This is a genomic window from Desulfatiglans parachlorophenolica (assembly GCF_055394735.1).
This window is the reverse complement of record NZ_AP042460.1, coordinates 1453104-1469928: the sequence shown is the minus strand read 5'-3', so window position 1 is coordinate 1469928 and position 16825 is coordinate 1453104. Positions and strand designations below refer to the sequence as shown.

The following is a 16825-nucleotide window of genomic DNA, read 5'->3' as shown; positions in this document are numbered from 1 at the left end:
CTCGTCATGATCCCTCTGGCCGTCATTGTGGTGGCCCACCGGGAAAGCCGGACCGGCATTGCCATCGACGTTATGGACGAATGCAAGCTGGCAGGGGCCAAGAACGTATCCTTGGGAGCAGGGCTGCCATCGGAGAGAGGGGAGTAATGCCATGGGCATGGTGATGGAATCGGTCTCGCCGAACCGGATGGAAACCTGGAAGGGCATGCGCTCCTCCGGGATCTGGACTGTCGCGGTGATTGCTTCCCTGATCCTCAATATGTTTCTGTTTGACCTCATGCCGCGCTTGATCGACAGGGACTTGGGAAGGCCTGTGTGCGGCCCATCTATCGAGAGGGTCAATGTGGTCCGGATCAAGCGGCCCGAGCCCCCGGCCCGCAGGGAAGAAAAGAGGGAAGCGCCCAGGCCTCGGGAACCCCCCCAAAAGCCGAACCCCCAAAAGAGGGTTTATGAAAACCGTCCGATGAAACAGGCCGTTGATCTTCCCTTTGAGATCAACCCGAAGCTGCCCACCATTTCCGGCACGGTGCCGGCCCTCCCCATGCAGACGGTTTCACTGGCCGCACCGGACCTGAAGGGGTCCTATGGGGTGGGAGAGATCGATCGTCCCCTGACGCCGCTTGCCCGGGTCCCGCCCATATACCCGATGCAGGCGAGACGGAGGGGGGTCGAAGGGTGGGTCAAGGTCCGGTTTATTGTGAACGAGGCGGGGAAGGTCGAGGATATCCGGATCATTGAAAGTCATCCGCAAGACGTGTTTGACGAGGCGGTCATCCGCTGTGTTTCAGACTGGCGCTTTACGCCCGGGACCGTGGGCGGGGTCCCGGTCAGGACGTGGGTCAAGACGACCATTCAATTTGATCTTCAGGAGGAGCGAAGATGATCCCGTTGTCAAAATATGCCTTGGGTCTATTGGCCTTCATTATCGGGCTAATGGCGTCTCATGGCATCTCCTGGGGAGGCCAGGGAGAAACCGATATCCCCCTGCCAGTCCGGGTAGCCATCCACGAGGCCCAGCAATTGATGGAAAAGGAGCGGTTTGCAGAGGCCGCGGCTGTTCTGAAACGATTCACGGAACAAGGGGAAAAACTGGACGCGAAGGAAAAGGCGTCAAAGGGGTATGACCATTACCTGGTCCATTTCATTCTAGGGAACTGCTGTTTGATGAGTAAAAGCCACTCCGCAGCGGAGAGCCATTATCGATCTGCTGTGAGCCGGAACCCCCAATTTTACGAAGGCTGGATGAACCTGGCCAGGTGTTGCTATGACATGAGCGACCATGGCAAGGCGGCCGACGCCTTCTTAAGGGGGTACGAGACCGCCCCCAAAAAGGACCCTGAAACCCTCTATTACGGTGCGATCTGCTTCATGACTGCAAGGGATGTCAGAAGGGGGCCCTGGCCACCTTTCAGAGGCTTTTGAATGAGCATCCTCATTCAGACATCAAACTTGAATGGAAGGAGGCCCTGGTCCAGACATTTCTGGATTCGGATCAGCCTCTAAAGGCCCTGCCCTTTATCGAGGACCTCTCCGAGAAGGCAGAAGGAAAAAAACGCCAACAGTGGCAGGAACTGAGACTGCACACCTATCTCTCTCTGGGCATGAAGGCAAAGGCCCTTCAGTACGTAAAGCGCCTGGTCATGGAATACCCGTCTGAGCCCAAATGGTGGAAGGGACTGGCCCATTTTTACCTGAAGGAGAATCAGTACAAACACGCCCTGGTGGCGCTGACCGTTAAGGGGTTCCTTGAGCCCCTCACAGCCCAGGAGGAAAGGATTGTCGCGGATCTCAACATGACCCTTGATGTCCCGGTGCAGGCGATTCGGATGTATGAAAGGCTTGCAGGGCAAAAACCTGGGCCCGATATGGCATACCGGATCGCCCAGGGATATATCCGGCTCCACCGGCCTGAAAAGGCCCTGGAATGGGTGGAAAAGGCCCTTTCCCTGCAACACAGTCCCCGTCTGGTGTTGCTGAAAGGAGACCTCCTTTATGAACTGGAAAGGTATCCGGAGGCCGTGAGCGTTTTTGAAAAGGCCGCCCAACAAAAGAAGAATGCCGGGAGGGCCTGGCTCATGGCAGGGTATGCGGCCTGGAATGCAATGGATCTCCATAGCGCGCACCGCGCGTTCCAGAATGCGGCCAGGCATTCAAGTCAAAAGGATGCCGCACTCGAGGCCTTGCGGCAACTGGGGCCGTAAGGCTGTAAATGATATCAATGAGAAGACGCGTTGCCTTTTCAGCCATGCCCTTCCTGTGAGCGATTCGACATGGGCCTTCATGAGCTAGCCCGGATTCAAACCGATCTCTATGACCATCCCGGAAAGGCTATTCATTCAGGCAGCGCTTTCCCTCAAAACTGAAGTGAGCCACACGGCTGCTCCCTGAAGACATCATCTGATTCAGTGAGAGAGCACTGAAGATGAATGGATTATTGTGCATATCTCACAAGAAAACGTGCATTGCGGAAAAGACAAGACCCATCCAATTGTTCTAATTGACTGGTGTCGCGCAAAATGTGGGCTTGCAATCCTTCGGGAAAATCATCCGACAGAGCAACCTCGACATGTCGTGCTAAAACCCAAGGTGCATCATTAGATAACATCAAGAAGATGTTGAAATAAGAATCACCGGGTAAGGCGTATTTATCAAAAGGCCATGAAGGCATACAGACAAGAAGTCTGTATTCTTTTCATGGCCTTTTTTTGTTTTTGACGCATGAAAATATCCAAAAGCGGATCAAAGAGGTGAGAGAAATGCACATTACAGTAGCAAAAATTCTAACGACCGTGGTTGCGACCCTGCTCTGTTCCAACGCATATGGCGATTCCCTTGAAGAAGAGAACGTCCTTCAACTGGAAACCGTAACCGTGACTGCGCAGAAAAAGGAAGAAAATGTGCAGGAAGTTCCCATCAGCATGGATGTGTTTTCGGAGATGGAGATGGAAGATGCACGGATACTGGATACGCCCGATATGGTGCGCTTCTGTCTCAACGTCAGCATGATGGAGCGCTCTTGCGAACATATCGTTGTCATCAGGGGCATCTCCCCTTTCAGGGGTACTACCTATTCAAACGCCGGCTTTTATGTGGATGACGTGAGCTATCCGTTGCATTATGGCCAGAATATCGATTTTTTCGATCTTGAACGGGCGGAAGTGCTCAAGGGTCCTCAAGGCACGTTGTATGGAAGGAATACCGAGTCCGGGGTCATCAACATCATTACCAAGCAACCCGATAATCAACTCAGCGGCAAGATACTGGCAGAATACGGAGATTACAATTCATTCAGGTCGGTTGCAAATGTCAGCGGACCCATCGTGGACGACACCTTATATCTGGGGGGTGCGTTTCAATACCGATCTTCGGACGGGTATGTGGAAAATGAATCCAATGGCGATGACCGGGCCGCGGATTTGAGCCATCTGGCCGGACGCGCCACGCTCCGATGGACGCCTTCCGATCCATGGGACATGTCCCTGATTGCGGATATCATGAACGCCGATGATCATGGCGCCGAAACCAGGTTTCTTACCGGCCCCCACGAAACAGACCCCCATAAAATCCGGAGAGACACCGATGCCTATTTGAAACAAAACTGGAACAGCCAGATCATGCGCGTGAAGTACGACTCGGATGCCCTTCGCTTTCTCTCGGTAAGCGGCGTGTTATATCAAGATCTTGACAAGGTCAATGACTGTGATATGTGGGATAACCCCAAGGACAAAAAGATAAATCCCACGCAATTGAAGGAACGGCAATACAGTCAGGAGTTTCGCGTATCTTCACAGGCCGGCCCCTTTGAATGGCTGGGGGGTCTGTATGGATTCATTGAGAAATCACGATTCAACTACAAGTATGAGATTATTTCAGCGGGAAAAACCTATATGAACCCGATTACCGACGTGGATTCAACAGGATGTGCCGCTTTCGGTGAGGGGACCTATACATTCATGGACAACTTCCATTTGACCGCAGGTCTGCGTCTGGACCACGAGGAAATGGAGGGCAATCTCAAAGACCCGGTTCAGAATAAGGCGTACGGAAAGGATCTCAGTTATAATGAAATGTTGCCGAAATTCTCCCTCTCCTACGATGTCTCAGGGGACATTATGGCCTATGCATCCGCATCCAAGGGGTATCTGGTGGGCGGGTACAATTGGGGCCTGACCGGAACGCTGGAAACGTTCACTTATGAGCCCGAATACACATGGAATTATGAAACCGGCATCAAATCCTCCTGGCTGAATGACAGACTGATGGCCAATCTGTCGGTGTTCTATATCTCCATTGACGACAAGCAGGTGTCTGAATTGCACCCGACCATTGCCATGACCACCATTACCAATGCGGCAAAGGCCCACTCCCAAGGTCTTGAACTGGAACTCACGGCAAGGCCATTGCATGGATTGGACCTGTCTGCAGGGTTCGGTTACAACGAGGCCCGATTTGACCGGTTTATGGCAACTGTATGGAACGACGCAGGCACGGCGCAGGTCAAGAAAGACTATAAAGACAACTATCTCCCCTATGCCCCCAAGTATACCTACAATCTGAGCGCCCAATACCGGAGCCTCAACGGCCTTTTTGCCCGGGCCGACCTCCTGGGAACAGGTCCATTTTATGGGGATGCCGAGAACGAGGCCGAGCAGAAGGCATACGAGATCTTGAGTCTGCGTGTCGGATATGAGTGGAACGACTTCGATCTTTCCTTTTGGATCGAAAATGTGTTTGACGCGCAGTATTGCACCTTCCTGAGCCCTTTTCAGCAATCCATTGTGGGCATTGACGGCCCTCCGAGGACCTTCGGCGCCACATTTACATGGCGGTATTAATCCGATTCATTTAATGCCCTTTCAGGAACGTGTATTCCAATTCGAAATCATGATCAGACATCTTTAGAGGTCGCTTCTGGGTTTTGGGGTGCCTTTAAACTGAAAGGGAGGCCTTTCTTAAGCCTCCCCTTCATCCCAATTCTCACCCAATGCCGAATTTCCGTTAGACAATTTTCCGGTCTGCATTATATGGAGGCTATTCCTTCAAATCGCACTACCCCTCAAAGGTGAAATCAGCCCAGGACCCGCACCGATCATTATAATCGAAATTTCGATTATGGTTCTTGTAGTTCCAGAAGTCGGTGTGGCACGCCGTTACCAGTCCGAGAAAAGGCAACAATACGTTTTGAATCGTCACTGGTCCACCTGAAGGTCCGACTGTTTTGGTTTGCTTCATCTCGCCGAAAGCCATTTTGATATGAAACGTGTCGCCTTGTTCAATAACCGACACAACCGAACTGGAAACCATTTCGGTTACGGCCCAAAACTCCACCTGGATGGCCAACCACGAAAGGGCCGGCATCGCCCAACAGATGTCCCGGATGGCATTCGATCTTCCGGAGTTCCCTTCCTTTCAGAAAATGCTCGATCTGGGAGGGGGACCCGGGATATTCGGCATTGCCATGGTGAAAAGGCATCCCTCCATGAAAGGGGTCATCTTTGACCGGAAAGCCGTGGTAAGCGTTGCATAGACCTTCATTAATGAGTACCAACTCAAAGAAAGGGTGTCGGTCCTTGCGGGGGACTACAACAAGGACCCCATCGGAGAGGGATACGATCTCATCTGGGCAAGCGCGACCTTGAATTTTGCGCAGCACAACATGGATGCGGTCATGGCAAAGATCTATGACGCCCTGAATCCGAAGGGCCTGTTCATCAATCTGTCCGAAGGTTTCACAGATGAAGGGACCCGGCCCCGCGTTTGGGCCATCCACAGGGTGGGTTGGGCCATGAGCAACCCCATGACACCCTTTGAACAGGGCGTCATTGCCGATGCCATGCTGAAGGCAGGCTTTAGATCGGTGCGATCCCGTACCCTGAGCACGGGATGGGGCCCCATGGACCTGGACATCGCTCGAAAATAGCTACCTGGTGTCCATCCGGAAATGATTTCCCTATAGAACCCAGTTTCCAATCCGGAAATGAGGATTTTTGGCCAATATCAAGGAAATCAAGCGTTTGCGCGGAGGCGACCTGTGGGTCGCCGCACAAGCAAACGTGCAGATTGACGCCGAGATTGGCCAAAAAGACCATTTCCGGATGGAAACTACCTGGTTCCTGTTCTGTTCGATACAATCCTTATTCAACCGGCCTAAAACCCCACACAGGGCAGGTGCCTGCGGATATTGGTGCATCCATCACAAAAAAATGTGCATTGCGGAAAAGACGGCGTTCCATTTTCCTGCTATTGTTCCCCTTTCGATGAGCAACCGTTTCGAAACAACAGCCCAGAAAGGTCTCCGTTGGGCACGAGGCATATTTTTTTTGCGCTCGAAGTTAGTTATCTGAAACAACATTAGTATTTTAAAATCAAATTTGCAGGTTTAACCATATGGATAAAGATGCCATTAGGGTGGATCAGAACAAACGGTGGGGCATTACATTTAAACTCATGCTTCTGGCATTCCTGTATACCTCCCTGATCGAGCGATTCCCCATTAAAGGCCTGGGCAGACGCAAGACATGGGTCTTTCCCCGTCAACGGATTGGAGCAAGGTGCAATACGAAGAGAGGATCAAGAGTGGAATTCTCGACTCTGTGTGTCAGAGTCGGGCATTTTTTTGTGGATAAAGAATAAACCCATAGAGGCAACATCGTGCATAGCGGCGTCCCTTGCGATCGCCGATAGGTTTTGCATATCATCAGCGAGCGAATCTATGAACATCACCAAAGCTGTTTTCCAATCCCGCCAATGTGTATGGTCCACACTGCACAAGATGGGACTCTTGTTCCTCATGTACCTTTCGCAAAAGATTTTCCTATGCTTTTCCTGGGTTCTGCTGCCCATAATTCTGCGGAAACAGGGCATCAGCCTGGGCGCTATCGGATTTACAGCCCTGGTTCACAGCCCCTGGGCCCTGAAATTTCTTTACGCCTTCATGGTTGATCGCTTTTACAGCACGCGCATGGGAAGGCGAAAATCATGGGTCGTCCCCTTGTTGATGGTTTCACTGTTCATGCTGCCCTGTATTGCCCAACTTTCTCCCCAAGAAGACCTTAGGCTTCTTCTGTCCGCTGTGTTTGTGCTGAACTTCATTTTCGCCACAGTAGATATCGCCGTGGATGGCTATGCCACGGATATCCTGAAGCCCGATGAAAGGCCCTGGGGTAATACGGTCCAAATAGGCGGCTACGTCATCGGCTATATGATCGGTTCGGGCGTTTTTCTCATTATCTACCAACAACAAGGCTGGCGAAATACCCTCATGATCATCGCGGCTTTGCAGCTTCTCATCATGGTGCCCATTGTGATTCACAAGGAAATGCCCCCCGTGTTCCGCGAAGAATCGGGACATAACGGATTGAAAGGATGGGGGCTCAAGCTCAACGCATGGGAATTCATCAATCAGCCGCAAAATCTGTTTTTTTTACTATTTGCAGGATTGATTGCGCTGTTTGATCGAGGCGGTTCCCAACTCCGTCTCCCCATGGTGACGGACATGGGCATCGAACCGGTCGTTTTAGGAAAATTGAACATATGGTTCAGTTCACCCATGTGCCTTTTTGGAGCCGTGATGGGAGGAACCCTATTAAGAAAGCTGGGAAATCAGAAAATTCTTGTTCTGGGTTGCCTCATTGCCGCGGGGGTCAATTTTTTTTCGGCCATTGTGTCTCAATGTCCATCGTCCGGTTGGTTGAGCATCGGAATCATGATGGGGTCCGAAAAACTGATGGGCGGCATTATATCCATCTTGATCTCCAACATGATCATGACGTTGAGCGTGGGATCTCAGTCCGCCACCCACTACGCAATACTGTGCAGTTTGGTCTCCCTGTTCGGGATGGGAGCAAATCCCCTAATGGGGAAATTATGCGATGGCGCAGGGTATTTTAATTATTACATGGGGCTTGGGGTATCCAATATCCTCATCATCTTCGTCGGCACTGTTTTATTGAGGCGTATCCCTAACTTAGCCAAGTGACGAGGGTTTCATTCGGGCATTCGACCCGCGGATTCACTGGAACAGGGCTTTTAAATAGTGTCCATCCGGAAATGATTTCCCTATAGAACCCGGTTTCCATTCCGGAAATGAGGATTTTTGGCCAATATCAAGGAAATCAAGCGTTTGCGCGGAGGCGACCTGGTGGTCGCCGCACAAGCAAACGTGCAGATTGACGCCGAGATTGGCCAAAAAGACCATTTCCGGATGGAAACTAAATAAATTCAATGAGGACTCATACAACAGAAAGGAGGAGGAAAGGGGTGGGAAGAACGACTTATTTTATGATTGTATCAATATTTGTGCTTTCGGCGCTATACGGTTCGAATGTTTACGGGGATAATTCGGATGATGCGGAAAAAGCCGGGAATACCCAACTGGAATCCATTACGGTCACTGCACAGAAAATCGAAGAAGATCCCCAGGAAGTACCTATCAGCATGGATATATTTTCGGATATCCAAATCGAGGATAATCGGATTGAGAATACATCCGAGCTGGTGAGGTTCTCCCCCAATGTATTTATGCAAACAAACCCCTTTGAGAACCAGATCGTCATCAGGGGAGTATCCTTTCTCCCTTCATCCATTTATGCTCCTGCAGGCTATTATGTGGACGGTGTAGCGTATTCTTTAAACTGGATGCAGAACAACGAGTTTTACGACATCGAACGGGTGGAGGTCCTCAAAGGCCCACAAGGGACGCTATATGGTAGAAATGCCGAATCCGGTGCCATCAACATCGTTACCCGTAAACCGGATAATCTGTTCCGAACCAGTGTTTATGGCGAATACGGAAACTATCATTCAATCAGGGCGGGTGCAAACATAAACGGCCCGATTGTCAATGATCAATTCTATATGGGCGCAGCCATCCTGTACAGAACGTCGGACGGATATGTGACCAATGAATTCAACGGCGACGACAAGGCAGCCGACATAAACAATAAAAACGGACGTGCCACATTGAGGTGGACCCCCACCGACCGCTGGGACATTTCCCTGACGGCCGATGCCATGGAGGCGGATGACCACTGCGGCCAATACAGATATGTCACAGGCCCCTATGCAACTCCTGCCCATAAAACCAACAAGGACGAGGCCAATGAATATTTGAAGGAAAACGGCAATAGCCAGACCCTGCAACTGAAATACGGAGGAGATGTTGTTGATATCAAATCTATCACGGGCATTTTGTACAGATGGCGGGAGAAACTCAATGACTCGGATCTAACCGCCAATCCCAAAAACCCCACGACCAATCTTAATAAATATGATCTTCATCAGTACAGTCAGGAGGTTCACTTTTCCTCGGTTCGCGAAGGCCCCTTTCAATGGCTGGGCGGTCTGTACGGATTCAGTGAAGATACCCACATGGATCACAAGAACGAATATACCTCAAGTGGAAAGATACTTAAGCATCCGGTTGCTGATGTCGCTACCAAAGGCTATGCGGTCTTTGGTCAAGGCACCTATTCCGTATGCGGCAGGCTCCACCTGACCGCCGGTCTTCGTTTTGATCACCAGGATCTGGAAGGAGATTTCAAAGACGCGGCCAGAAATGTGATTTGCGACGACGGCTTGCGTTACAATGAGGCATTGCCCAAGTTTTCCGCCGCATATGATCTTTCAGGCACCGCCATGGTCTATGCGTCCGCAGGCAAGGGGTATATGACGGGCGGATTCAATGTATTTGCAGACCCCACCCAGAACACGTTTACCTATGATCCCGAGTATACGTGGAATTATGAAATAGGGGCAAAGAGTACCTGGTTTGAGGGAAAGCTTATGGCCAATCTGTCTCTTTTTTACATTGATATTGACGACAAACAGGTCATGGGTATGAATCCCGAAACCTATGAATACAGAATCACCAACGCTACAGGCGCCCATTCCCAGGGTCTTGAATTGCAATTACAGACAACTCCGGTTCAAGGCCTGAATCTGTTTGGGGGATTTGGTTACACCGATGCCAGATTCGACGATTACAAGTCCTTCGATTGGAACGCGGATTATACCCAGCGCGTCCTGAACAATTTTGACGGCAACGCCCTTCCCTATGCCCCCCGGTATACCTACAATCTGGGTGCCCATTATCGTACCCCCATCGGCATTTATGTCCGGGCCGAGCTTTTCGGAACAGACGGGTTCTATGGGGAGGCGGCCAACCTTTCCGAGCAAAAGGCCTATGAACTGGTGAATGCTCGTTGTGGATACGAATGGAAGGGTGTCGACCTCTGCCTGTGGATGGAAAATGTGTTCGATACTGAATACCTCACCACCATCAAGTGGAAAAAGAGTGGCATTGTCGGACTCGACGGCCCGCCGCGCAGCTTTGGCGTCCAATTAACCTGGCGGTATTGAGTCCAACTTATCGAGGTATTGCCCGGTCCATTGACAATAATCAATCCGCCTGGGCCTGGCCAGGGCGGCCTCACAATTTCTATTAACGCCATCAAAGACAAGAGGAGAAGCTACCATGAGTCTGCCGGAAGTAAACGTCAGTCCTGAAAATCTCTATAGAATGAGTTCTGCAACCATCCAGTTCAGACTGCTGACCACAGCCATTGAACTGAAGATCTTCAACCAGTTGTCCGAGCCCAAGTCCGCAGAACAGGTGGCAGAGGCCATCAGCGGCCACCCAAGAAACACAGCCTTCTTCCTGAATGGTCTGGTTGCATGCGATCTGCTGACCAAAAAAAACGGCGTCTATTGCAATACACCGACCTCCCAGACCTTTCTGGTGGAAGGAACCCCCACCAGCCTGGGACAGGGCTTTCTTCATCGGGCTGTCATGTCAGAAAGACAGCTCGCAGATCTCTCCAAGCTGATTTTGGAGGGACCACCCTCCCATGCTTCCGGCCATGCGGTGCATTCCGAGGAAGAATGGGGCAGCCGTGCCACCTGGATGGCCAACCACGAAAGGGCCGGCATCGCCCAACAGATGTCCCGGATGGTAGCCGATCTTCCGGAGTTCCCTTCCTTTAAAAAAATGCTCGATCTGGGAGGAGGACCGGGAATATTCGGCATTGCGATGGTGGAGAAACACCTGACCATGAAGGGAATCATTTTTGACCGGGAGCCGGTGTTGAAAGTTGCGAAAGGATTCATCCATGAGTACGGCCTGGAAGACAGGATCATGGTTTTGGCGGGGGACTACAACAAGGACCCCATCGGAGAGGGATACGATCTCATCTGGGCAAGCGCGACCTTGAATTTTGCGCAGCACAACATGGATGCGGTCATGGCAAAGATCTATGACGCCCTGAATCCTAATGGCGTGTTCATCAATCTGTCCGAAGGTCTCACAGATGAAGGGACCCGGCCCCGCGTTTGGGCCATCCACATGGTGGTCTCGGCAATGAGCAACCCGATGACACCCTTTGAACAGGGCGTCATTGCCGATGCCATGCTGAAGGCAGGCTTTAGATCGGTGCGATCCCGTACCCTGAGCACGGGATGGGGCCCCATGGACCTGGACATCGCTCGAAAATAGGCACCCGATTTTTGTTTGATACAGTCCTTATTGGGCCGGGCCAAAAGCCCGGCCCAAGGCAGGTGCCGACCGACCTTGGTGCATCCGCCACAAAAAAAGTGCATTGCGGACAAGACGGTGCTCCATTTTTCTGCTATTGATCCCCTCCCGATGAGCACACTGCCTCGAGATAAAAACTCAGAAAGGCTGTAATTGGGCGCGAAGCATATTTCTTTGCGCTATAAGTTAGCCTTTTAAAACAATCATGGCAGACCAAAAGTACGACTCGCGAGGAAAGCATATGAATATGGGAGTCGATAGGGCGGTTCAGAGCAGAGCGGAAGGGATGGCATTTAAACTCATGCTGCTGGCATCCATGTATATCTGCCAGACCATTCCGGTAGGATTCATCATCAGTTGTCTGCCCGTGGTGTTGCGGCACCAGGGGATGACTCTCCGTTCTGTCGGGTTCCTTTTTCTGCTGCAGGTGCCGTGGGCGATGAAATTCCTGTATGCCTCTTGGATCGATCGATTTTACATAAAACGCCTGGGCAGGCGGAGAACCTGGATATTTCCCCTTCAATGGATCGGCGCAGGGCTCTTCTTCGCCCTTTCTTTCGTCCCACCGGATCGATCCTTCGGGCTTATGTTCATACTCCTTCTCTTGTTCAATACGGTCATGGCAACCAACGATATTGCTGTCGATGGCTATGCGACCGATATCCTCTTGCCCGAGGAGCGGCCATGGGGAAATACCATTCAGTCGGGCGCCAGACCCATCGGGATGCTCTTGGGTGGAGGGTTGGTCCTGGTCTTTTTGGAGACCGTGGGATGGCAGGCCATCTGTTCTGTGCTGGCCGTAACGATTCTGCTCCTAAGCCTGCCGGTGGTGCTGCATCGGGAAATCGCCTCTGTCTATCCGGAACGGCCCATACCGCAGCGCGGCTGGAAAGGGAAGTCAGGACTGCGGGAATTTCTGAACCAATCCGGGATCCGATGGCTCATGTTGTTTCTGTTATTGCCGACCCTCTTTTTCTTTAACGGTTTCCAGATGCGGATGCCGCTCTTGACTGATCTCGGACTGAATCCGGGCGCCATTGGAAAAATTCTCATCCAGTTCGGATATCCTGTCGGATTCCTGGGGACGCTCCTGTGGGGATGGTTCTTCCACAGAGTGGGGCCGGTGGCTTTTCTTCGAACATTCGGCGCCCTTTCCCTGATGTTGACCGCTTTCACCATCTTTGTGGCTGCCAAAGGCATGATCTGTCCCTGGCAAGGAATGCTGATCCTGGCTGGCGACAATATGATCCTGGGAGGCATCCATATATGGGGCTTCACGCTGATGATGAAGGCGAGCGTGGGAGAACGGTCCGGAACCGGATTCGCCTTGTTGAGCACGGTTTTTATACTTCCACCTCTCCTTTTGGGACCCCTGTTCGGCGCTCTGGGCGATGCCTGCGGTACGCTCATTCTTTATGTGACGATCGGGGCATTGATGGTTGTGGGGCTTTCGGGCGCCGAACTGATTCTGCATTTTCGGTTGAAGGAATTCGTTTCAGGCCGTTCCCATGCCGCCCATCCGGGACAACATCCTGTTGCGTAAACGGGAAATCAAGGCCCCCAGGGCGCATTGTATGGAAGAAACGCTGAATCTGACGTCATCGACATCATTACCCAGCAACCCGGCAATCAACTGCGCGGGAAGGTTCTTGGCGAATACGGGAATTACAGTTCATTCCGGACCGTCCCAAATATCAGTGGACCCGTGGTCAAGGACAAAATCTATCTGGGAGGAGCATTTCAATATAGGTCTTCGGATGGATACGTGGAGAATCAACATAACGGCGATGACCGTGCCGCGGACCTAAAGCATCTGGCCGGACGGACTACACTGAGGTGGACCCCGGACGATCCCTGGGAGATCTCCCTGATTGCAGATCTCATGGATGCTGATGATCACGGCGGCGGGTACAGACTCGTTGTGTCGAGCAGGAAGCATACGAGACCGCCAATCTGAGGTTCGGATATGAAATGCGACACGTCGACATTTATCTGTGGCTGGAAAATGTCTTTGACCAGGAATATCTTACCTGGCTGTCACCTTATAACAATAATACCGTCGGGCTTGACGGTCCGCCCAGGACCTTTGGCGCGACAGTGGTCTGGCGGTTCCGATGCATCGAGGCCATTCTCCGAAGAAGAGAACTCGGAAATATCCACACGAGTTTGGCGGGCTTGCATGGGTGAAACCGGGCATATTGGATCAGGGTGCGGAAAACGGCGAATATTAGAGTTGGAGGCTGAGAGGATAGAAAAGAATTGCATTGGTCACTGGCTGTGTTGTTGGGGGACTCTGCTTTTTTCAAGGCCAGCCAGGATTCTCTGAAGATCTGTCGGCAAGGGTCGAAAAACCGGTGGATGAATCCATAGCGATCGGGCATGCGGCCCAGGACGCCGAGGATCGATGTGCGGAGGAGCTACGCAAACTCAAGGGGGAATGCCCAAGACGTGAGGGCCATGCAGGCGGAGGTTAGAGAGAAAAGGGCGCTCCTGCTCAAACAAGCGAAAGGAGAAAGGGATCCTACCGAAAGGGAGGCCGCGCGGAGAGCAGACAGAGGATATTTGCGGACAAGTCGGCGCTTGTGGCATTGATACGGCAGCTTTAGGTGGTTTGGGGGCAAGGCGATTTCGGCTGTCTTATACCTTGAGCGGAATTTGCTGATTCACCAGATTCATCCGCTAGATCCGGTAGTTGATGAGCTTTCCGCTTTCAAAAAGATCCACCAGCCGCCAGACCTCCTCGCCATCCTGCTCCAGCACATCTACCGATGCCATGATCGAGAACTCTGCATCTCCTTCGGCAAGATACGCATTGGATTCACACACACTCTAATATCTCCTTTACGAGGAGCACAGCCTCCTGTACCAAGTGGGGGAGGGGTTCTCCGAGCAGGCCGACGATCCGGACACTCTCTTGCGTGAGGGGAATCAGGATCTTCGGCACAGGACTTGAGGTTATGGCCATAGCCATTTTTGGGGTCACTTCGCCCAGCATGGCATTGGCCCATGTCACAGCGATCGGAGCCACGATGCAATCGGCCTCCAAAATGCCGCAGCACACGGCGTTTTCGCCGGACGCCCCTTTGTTGGCCCCCGCTTTGAGCATTTGGGCCGCAGCGATGGCGCTTGTCCCCAGGGCGATGATCAGAACGTCTTCTTGCACTACCGGTTTCAAATATTTGATCAGGGTAGCGCCGATGCCGCCGCCTTGGCCATCGATAACACAAATGGATTTTCCCACAATGATTCCGCTAACCTCTTGATTTATAGGGCGTTTTGGCTGTCGATGTTTTTTGCGATGGCAGGAAGATAGACAGTGAAACAAGTGCCTTGGCCGATCTGACTTTTCACATCAATCCAGCCTCGATGCCTTTCGATGATGGCGCGAGCCATAGTGAGGCCCAATCCGGCATTGTCTCCGCTATTTTTTGTTGATACGAACGGATCGAAAATTCTTGGGATAAGGTGTGAGGAAATACCTGGCCCGGTATCGGATATTGCCACTGCTGCGAAGTCGCCGCCATTGGTATCAGCGTGCTGCTGACAACCAACTTCTTCCTGGCGGATACTTTGGCTCGTTATCATGATCTGGCCGCCTTCGCCAACAGCATCTTTAGCATTATTGACGAGATTCACGATAACTCGGCCCATCTCGGAGGCATTGCCGGCAACGGCGGGTAAAGAGGGGTCGAGATCCATTTTAATCTGGACGTTGTCAGGCAAGGTCCCTCCAATTAAGGCCGCCCTTCGCTCTACCTCCCTATTCAGATCGATCTCATGAAGAGAGTTTTGATCGCCTTTGGCCAGGCAGATCGTGTCATTCACCAATTCGAATGCCATACGACACACATCGATAATAAGATCACACTGCTTCACCATCTTGATGTCCTGTGTAGATTTCTTCATCCTGTTGGCGCTTACGGCGATGATGTGGATGAAGTTCCTGAAATCGTGGGCGATACCCCCGAGCATGTGCGAAGGCCCGGCGGAGTTACATGCGTCAAGATTTTCGACGGGCACATCATGGTCCAGACTGAGCGACATGTTTCGACCTCCTCTACACATATGGACAAATACGTCAGCTCTTGATGCCCAACTCTTCCTGTAATTCTTCCCTCAAAGCGGGCAAGATGGACGCCAAGGTCGAACAGAGCCTCTTTGCCTCGGGTTCGGATCCCGAAAAAGCGACCCAGCAGTCCCAAAGCTCATCCTCACTCTGCCACGTATTCCCATCCGGTTTCAGCAATCCTTCGCTTTCATAGATTCTCGCAAACAGATTGACTTTCTTGATAAAGTCCGACTCGGGCTTTTCCCCGCCTTTTTGCCTGTATTCGGCATAGAGTGCGTCTGCGGCCCTCTCATAAATGCCGTTCCGAAAATCCTGGATCATCCTGGGCAGGAAGGGTTGTATCCACGACATGTTGCTCTTTATGAACCATTCACGGCACAGCCTTTGGCCTTTTTCCATTGCTGCGATCGATGCTCTGTTAATCGCCTCAACGTCCATATGACCATCACTGGTTTGAGGCAATGAGGAAAACCATTCACTATAGGCCCTCTCGATTTCTTTTCGCGTGCGGTCATCGATCGCATCGCCCTCCAGCCCGCTCAGGTCCAAGGCTCTATCAGGTTTCAGCTCGACAAGGCCGTGTCTGTTGGTGCAGGAATACAGTGCTCCGGTTGCCTCGTCCGTGAATTTTTCATCAACGATGTGCATGTACTGGACAGCTAATCGAAGATCTTCACTGACGAGGAGGCGTGCACCGCACTCCTGTCGAATGGGAGGCCGATGTTTGAACCGGCCGGACTCATGAAGGTTAAAAACGTTCGGGTTTGCGTATTCCGGTTGATATAGCACAAACCAGCCTCTTGGCGTTTTCATGGGTAGGTACAGAACACTCATTTCCACTGTAGTTTTCATTCGATCGATCTCCTTCTTGCCTACTTTTTATGGTTGCGCTTTCCTTGTGGTCGATCTTTTCGATGGTAAAAGGGAGGTCATACCACATGAGATGCCGGCTTAGAGCTCCTCGAATAGGATCTTTCTTTGCGTGTTGTCATAGCGTTTGAGCCGGGCCCTGATGGCTTTCTGCTCCCCAAAGATGTTGATCAGTTTCACATCATCGACTTCTATTTCTACAATATCAACGCTTTCGAGCAGCTTCTCCTCCTGCTCGTTTCTGCAAATAAAGGCATGCGCTTCGCACATAATAAACCTCCTATTATCAGCATATCAAAATATTGTCTGGGAACTGTTTGGATAATTGTTGGCCCGCACTATCAATACCGCCACTT

At 51.6% G+C, this 16825-nt stretch carries 18 protein-coding genes; 10 read left to right on the top strand and 8 right to left on the bottom strand.

Features of this window, described 5'->3' with window-relative positions; genetic code table 11:
- Positions 1-6: 6 nt before the first annotated feature.
- The 5 genes from ACZ500_RS07005 (at position 7) to ACZ500_RS06985 (ending at position 4835) form a co-directional block, all read left to right on the top strand.
- Positions 7-147 carry a hypothetical protein gene (locus ACZ500_RS07005; RefSeq protein WP_464231792.1) on the top strand — a complete coding sequence of 47 codons (141 nt, stop codon included), beginning with the start codon at positions 7-9 and terminating at the stop codon, positions 145-147.
- A gap of 4 nt (positions 148-151) precedes the next feature.
- Entirely contained in the window at positions 152-883 is a 732-nt protein-coding gene (locus ACZ500_RS07000; RefSeq protein ID WP_464231791.1) for an energy transducer TonB, read from the top strand.
- Entirely contained in the window at positions 880-1422 is a 543-nt protein-coding gene (locus tag ACZ500_RS06995; protein WP_464231790.1) for a tetratricopeptide repeat protein, read from the top strand. The genes ACZ500_RS07000 and ACZ500_RS06995 overlap by 4 nt, the downstream gene beginning before the upstream one ends.
- Positions 1419-2201 (top strand): tetratricopeptide repeat protein, encoded by a 783-nt coding sequence (locus tag ACZ500_RS06990; RefSeq protein ID WP_464231789.1) that lies wholly within the window; start codon positions 1419-1421, stop codon positions 2199-2201. The genes ACZ500_RS06995 and ACZ500_RS06990 overlap by 4 nt, the downstream gene beginning before the upstream one ends.
- Positions 2202-2756: 555 nt before the next feature.
- Entirely contained in the window at positions 2757-4835 is a 2079-nt protein-coding gene (locus ACZ500_RS06985; RefSeq protein WP_464231788.1) for a TonB-dependent receptor, read from the top strand.
- A gap of 214 nt (positions 4836-5049) precedes the next feature.
- On the opposite strand, the gene ACZ500_RS06980 is transcribed toward ACZ500_RS06985, so the two are convergent.
- A complete protein-coding gene (locus ACZ500_RS06980) occupies positions 5050-5340 on the bottom strand; it encodes a hypothetical protein (RefSeq protein ID WP_464231787.1) in 291 nt (96 codons plus the stop codon).
- Between ACZ500_RS06980 and ACZ500_RS06975 the strand changes: the two genes are divergently transcribed.
- Positions 5333-5527, top strand: a complete 195-nt coding sequence (locus ACZ500_RS06975) for a methyltransferase (protein WP_464231786.1) — start codon at positions 5333-5335, stop codon at positions 5525-5527. The genes ACZ500_RS06980 and ACZ500_RS06975 overlap by 8 nt on opposite strands.
- A 322-nt stretch (positions 5528-5849) precedes the next feature.
- Here ACZ500_RS06975 and ACZ500_RS06970 read toward each other — a convergent pair whose 3' ends face one another.
- The gene (locus ACZ500_RS06970) at positions 5850-6089 is read right to left on the bottom strand and encodes a hypothetical protein (protein WP_464231785.1); all 240 of its coding nucleotides are present in this window, start codon (positions 6087-6089) and stop codon (positions 5850-5852) included.
- Positions 6090-6712: 623 nt separating this feature from the next.
- Here ACZ500_RS06970 and ACZ500_RS06965 point away from each other — a divergent pair.
- A complete protein-coding gene (locus ACZ500_RS06965; protein ID WP_464231784.1) occupies positions 6713-7978 on the top strand; it encodes an MFS transporter in 1266 nt (421 codons plus the stop codon).
- A gap of 33 nt (positions 7979-8011) precedes the next feature.
- On the opposite strand, the gene ACZ500_RS06960 is transcribed toward ACZ500_RS06965, so the two are convergent.
- A complete protein-coding gene (locus ACZ500_RS06960; protein WP_464231783.1) occupies positions 8012-8197 on the bottom strand; it encodes a hypothetical protein in 186 nt (61 codons plus the stop codon).
- 62 nt (positions 8198-8259) lie between these two features.
- Between ACZ500_RS06960 and ACZ500_RS06955 the strand changes: the two genes are divergently transcribed.
- The 3 genes from ACZ500_RS06955 to ACZ500_RS06945 all read left to right on the top strand — a co-directional run bounded on the left by ACZ500_RS06955 (position 8260) and on the right by ACZ500_RS06945 (position 13073).
- Positions 8260-10359 (top strand): TonB-dependent receptor, encoded by a 2100-nt coding sequence (locus ACZ500_RS06955; RefSeq protein WP_464231782.1) that lies wholly within the window; start codon positions 8260-8262, stop codon positions 10357-10359.
- A gap of 115 nt (positions 10360-10474) precedes the next feature.
- Complete coding sequence (locus tag ACZ500_RS06950; protein ID WP_464231781.1) at positions 10475-11491, top strand: class I SAM-dependent methyltransferase; 1017 nt, start codon at positions 10475-10477, stop codon at positions 11489-11491.
- 325 nt (positions 11492-11816) lie between these two features.
- Positions 11817-13073 (top strand): MFS transporter, encoded by a 1257-nt coding sequence (locus ACZ500_RS06945; protein WP_464231780.1) that lies wholly within the window; start codon positions 11817-11819, stop codon positions 13071-13073.
- A 1136-nt stretch (positions 13074-14209) separates the two neighbouring features.
- On the opposite strand, the gene ACZ500_RS06940 is transcribed toward ACZ500_RS06945, so the two are convergent.
- From ACZ500_RS06940 to ACZ500_RS06920, 5 genes are all read right to left on the bottom strand, one after another.
- A complete protein-coding gene (locus ACZ500_RS06940; protein WP_464231779.1) occupies positions 14210-14356 on the bottom strand; it encodes a CooT family nickel-binding protein in 147 nt (48 codons plus the stop codon).
- Positions 14349-14771 carry a DUF3842 family protein gene (locus ACZ500_RS06935; RefSeq protein WP_464231778.1) on the bottom strand — a complete coding sequence of 141 codons (423 nt, stop codon included), beginning with the start codon at positions 14769-14771 and terminating at the stop codon, positions 14349-14351. Before ACZ500_RS06935 ends, ACZ500_RS06940 begins: the two co-directional genes overlap by 8 nt.
- 23 nt (positions 14772-14794) lie before the next feature.
- Positions 14795-15574 (bottom strand): two-component system sensor histidine kinase NtrB, encoded by a 780-nt coding sequence (locus tag ACZ500_RS06930; RefSeq protein ID WP_464231777.1) that lies wholly within the window; start codon positions 15572-15574, stop codon positions 14795-14797.
- A gap of 34 nt (positions 15575-15608) precedes the next feature.
- On the bottom strand, positions 15609-16451 hold the full coding sequence (locus ACZ500_RS06925; protein ID WP_464231776.1) for a hypothetical protein: 843 nt from the start codon (positions 16449-16451) through the stop codon (positions 15609-15611).
- 99 nt (positions 16452-16550) lie between these two features.
- The gene (locus ACZ500_RS06920; RefSeq protein WP_464231775.1) at positions 16551-16739 is read right to left on the bottom strand and encodes a CooT family nickel-binding protein; all 189 of its coding nucleotides are present in this window, start codon (positions 16737-16739) and stop codon (positions 16551-16553) included.
- Between the last annotated feature and the right edge of the window lie 86 nt (positions 16740-16825).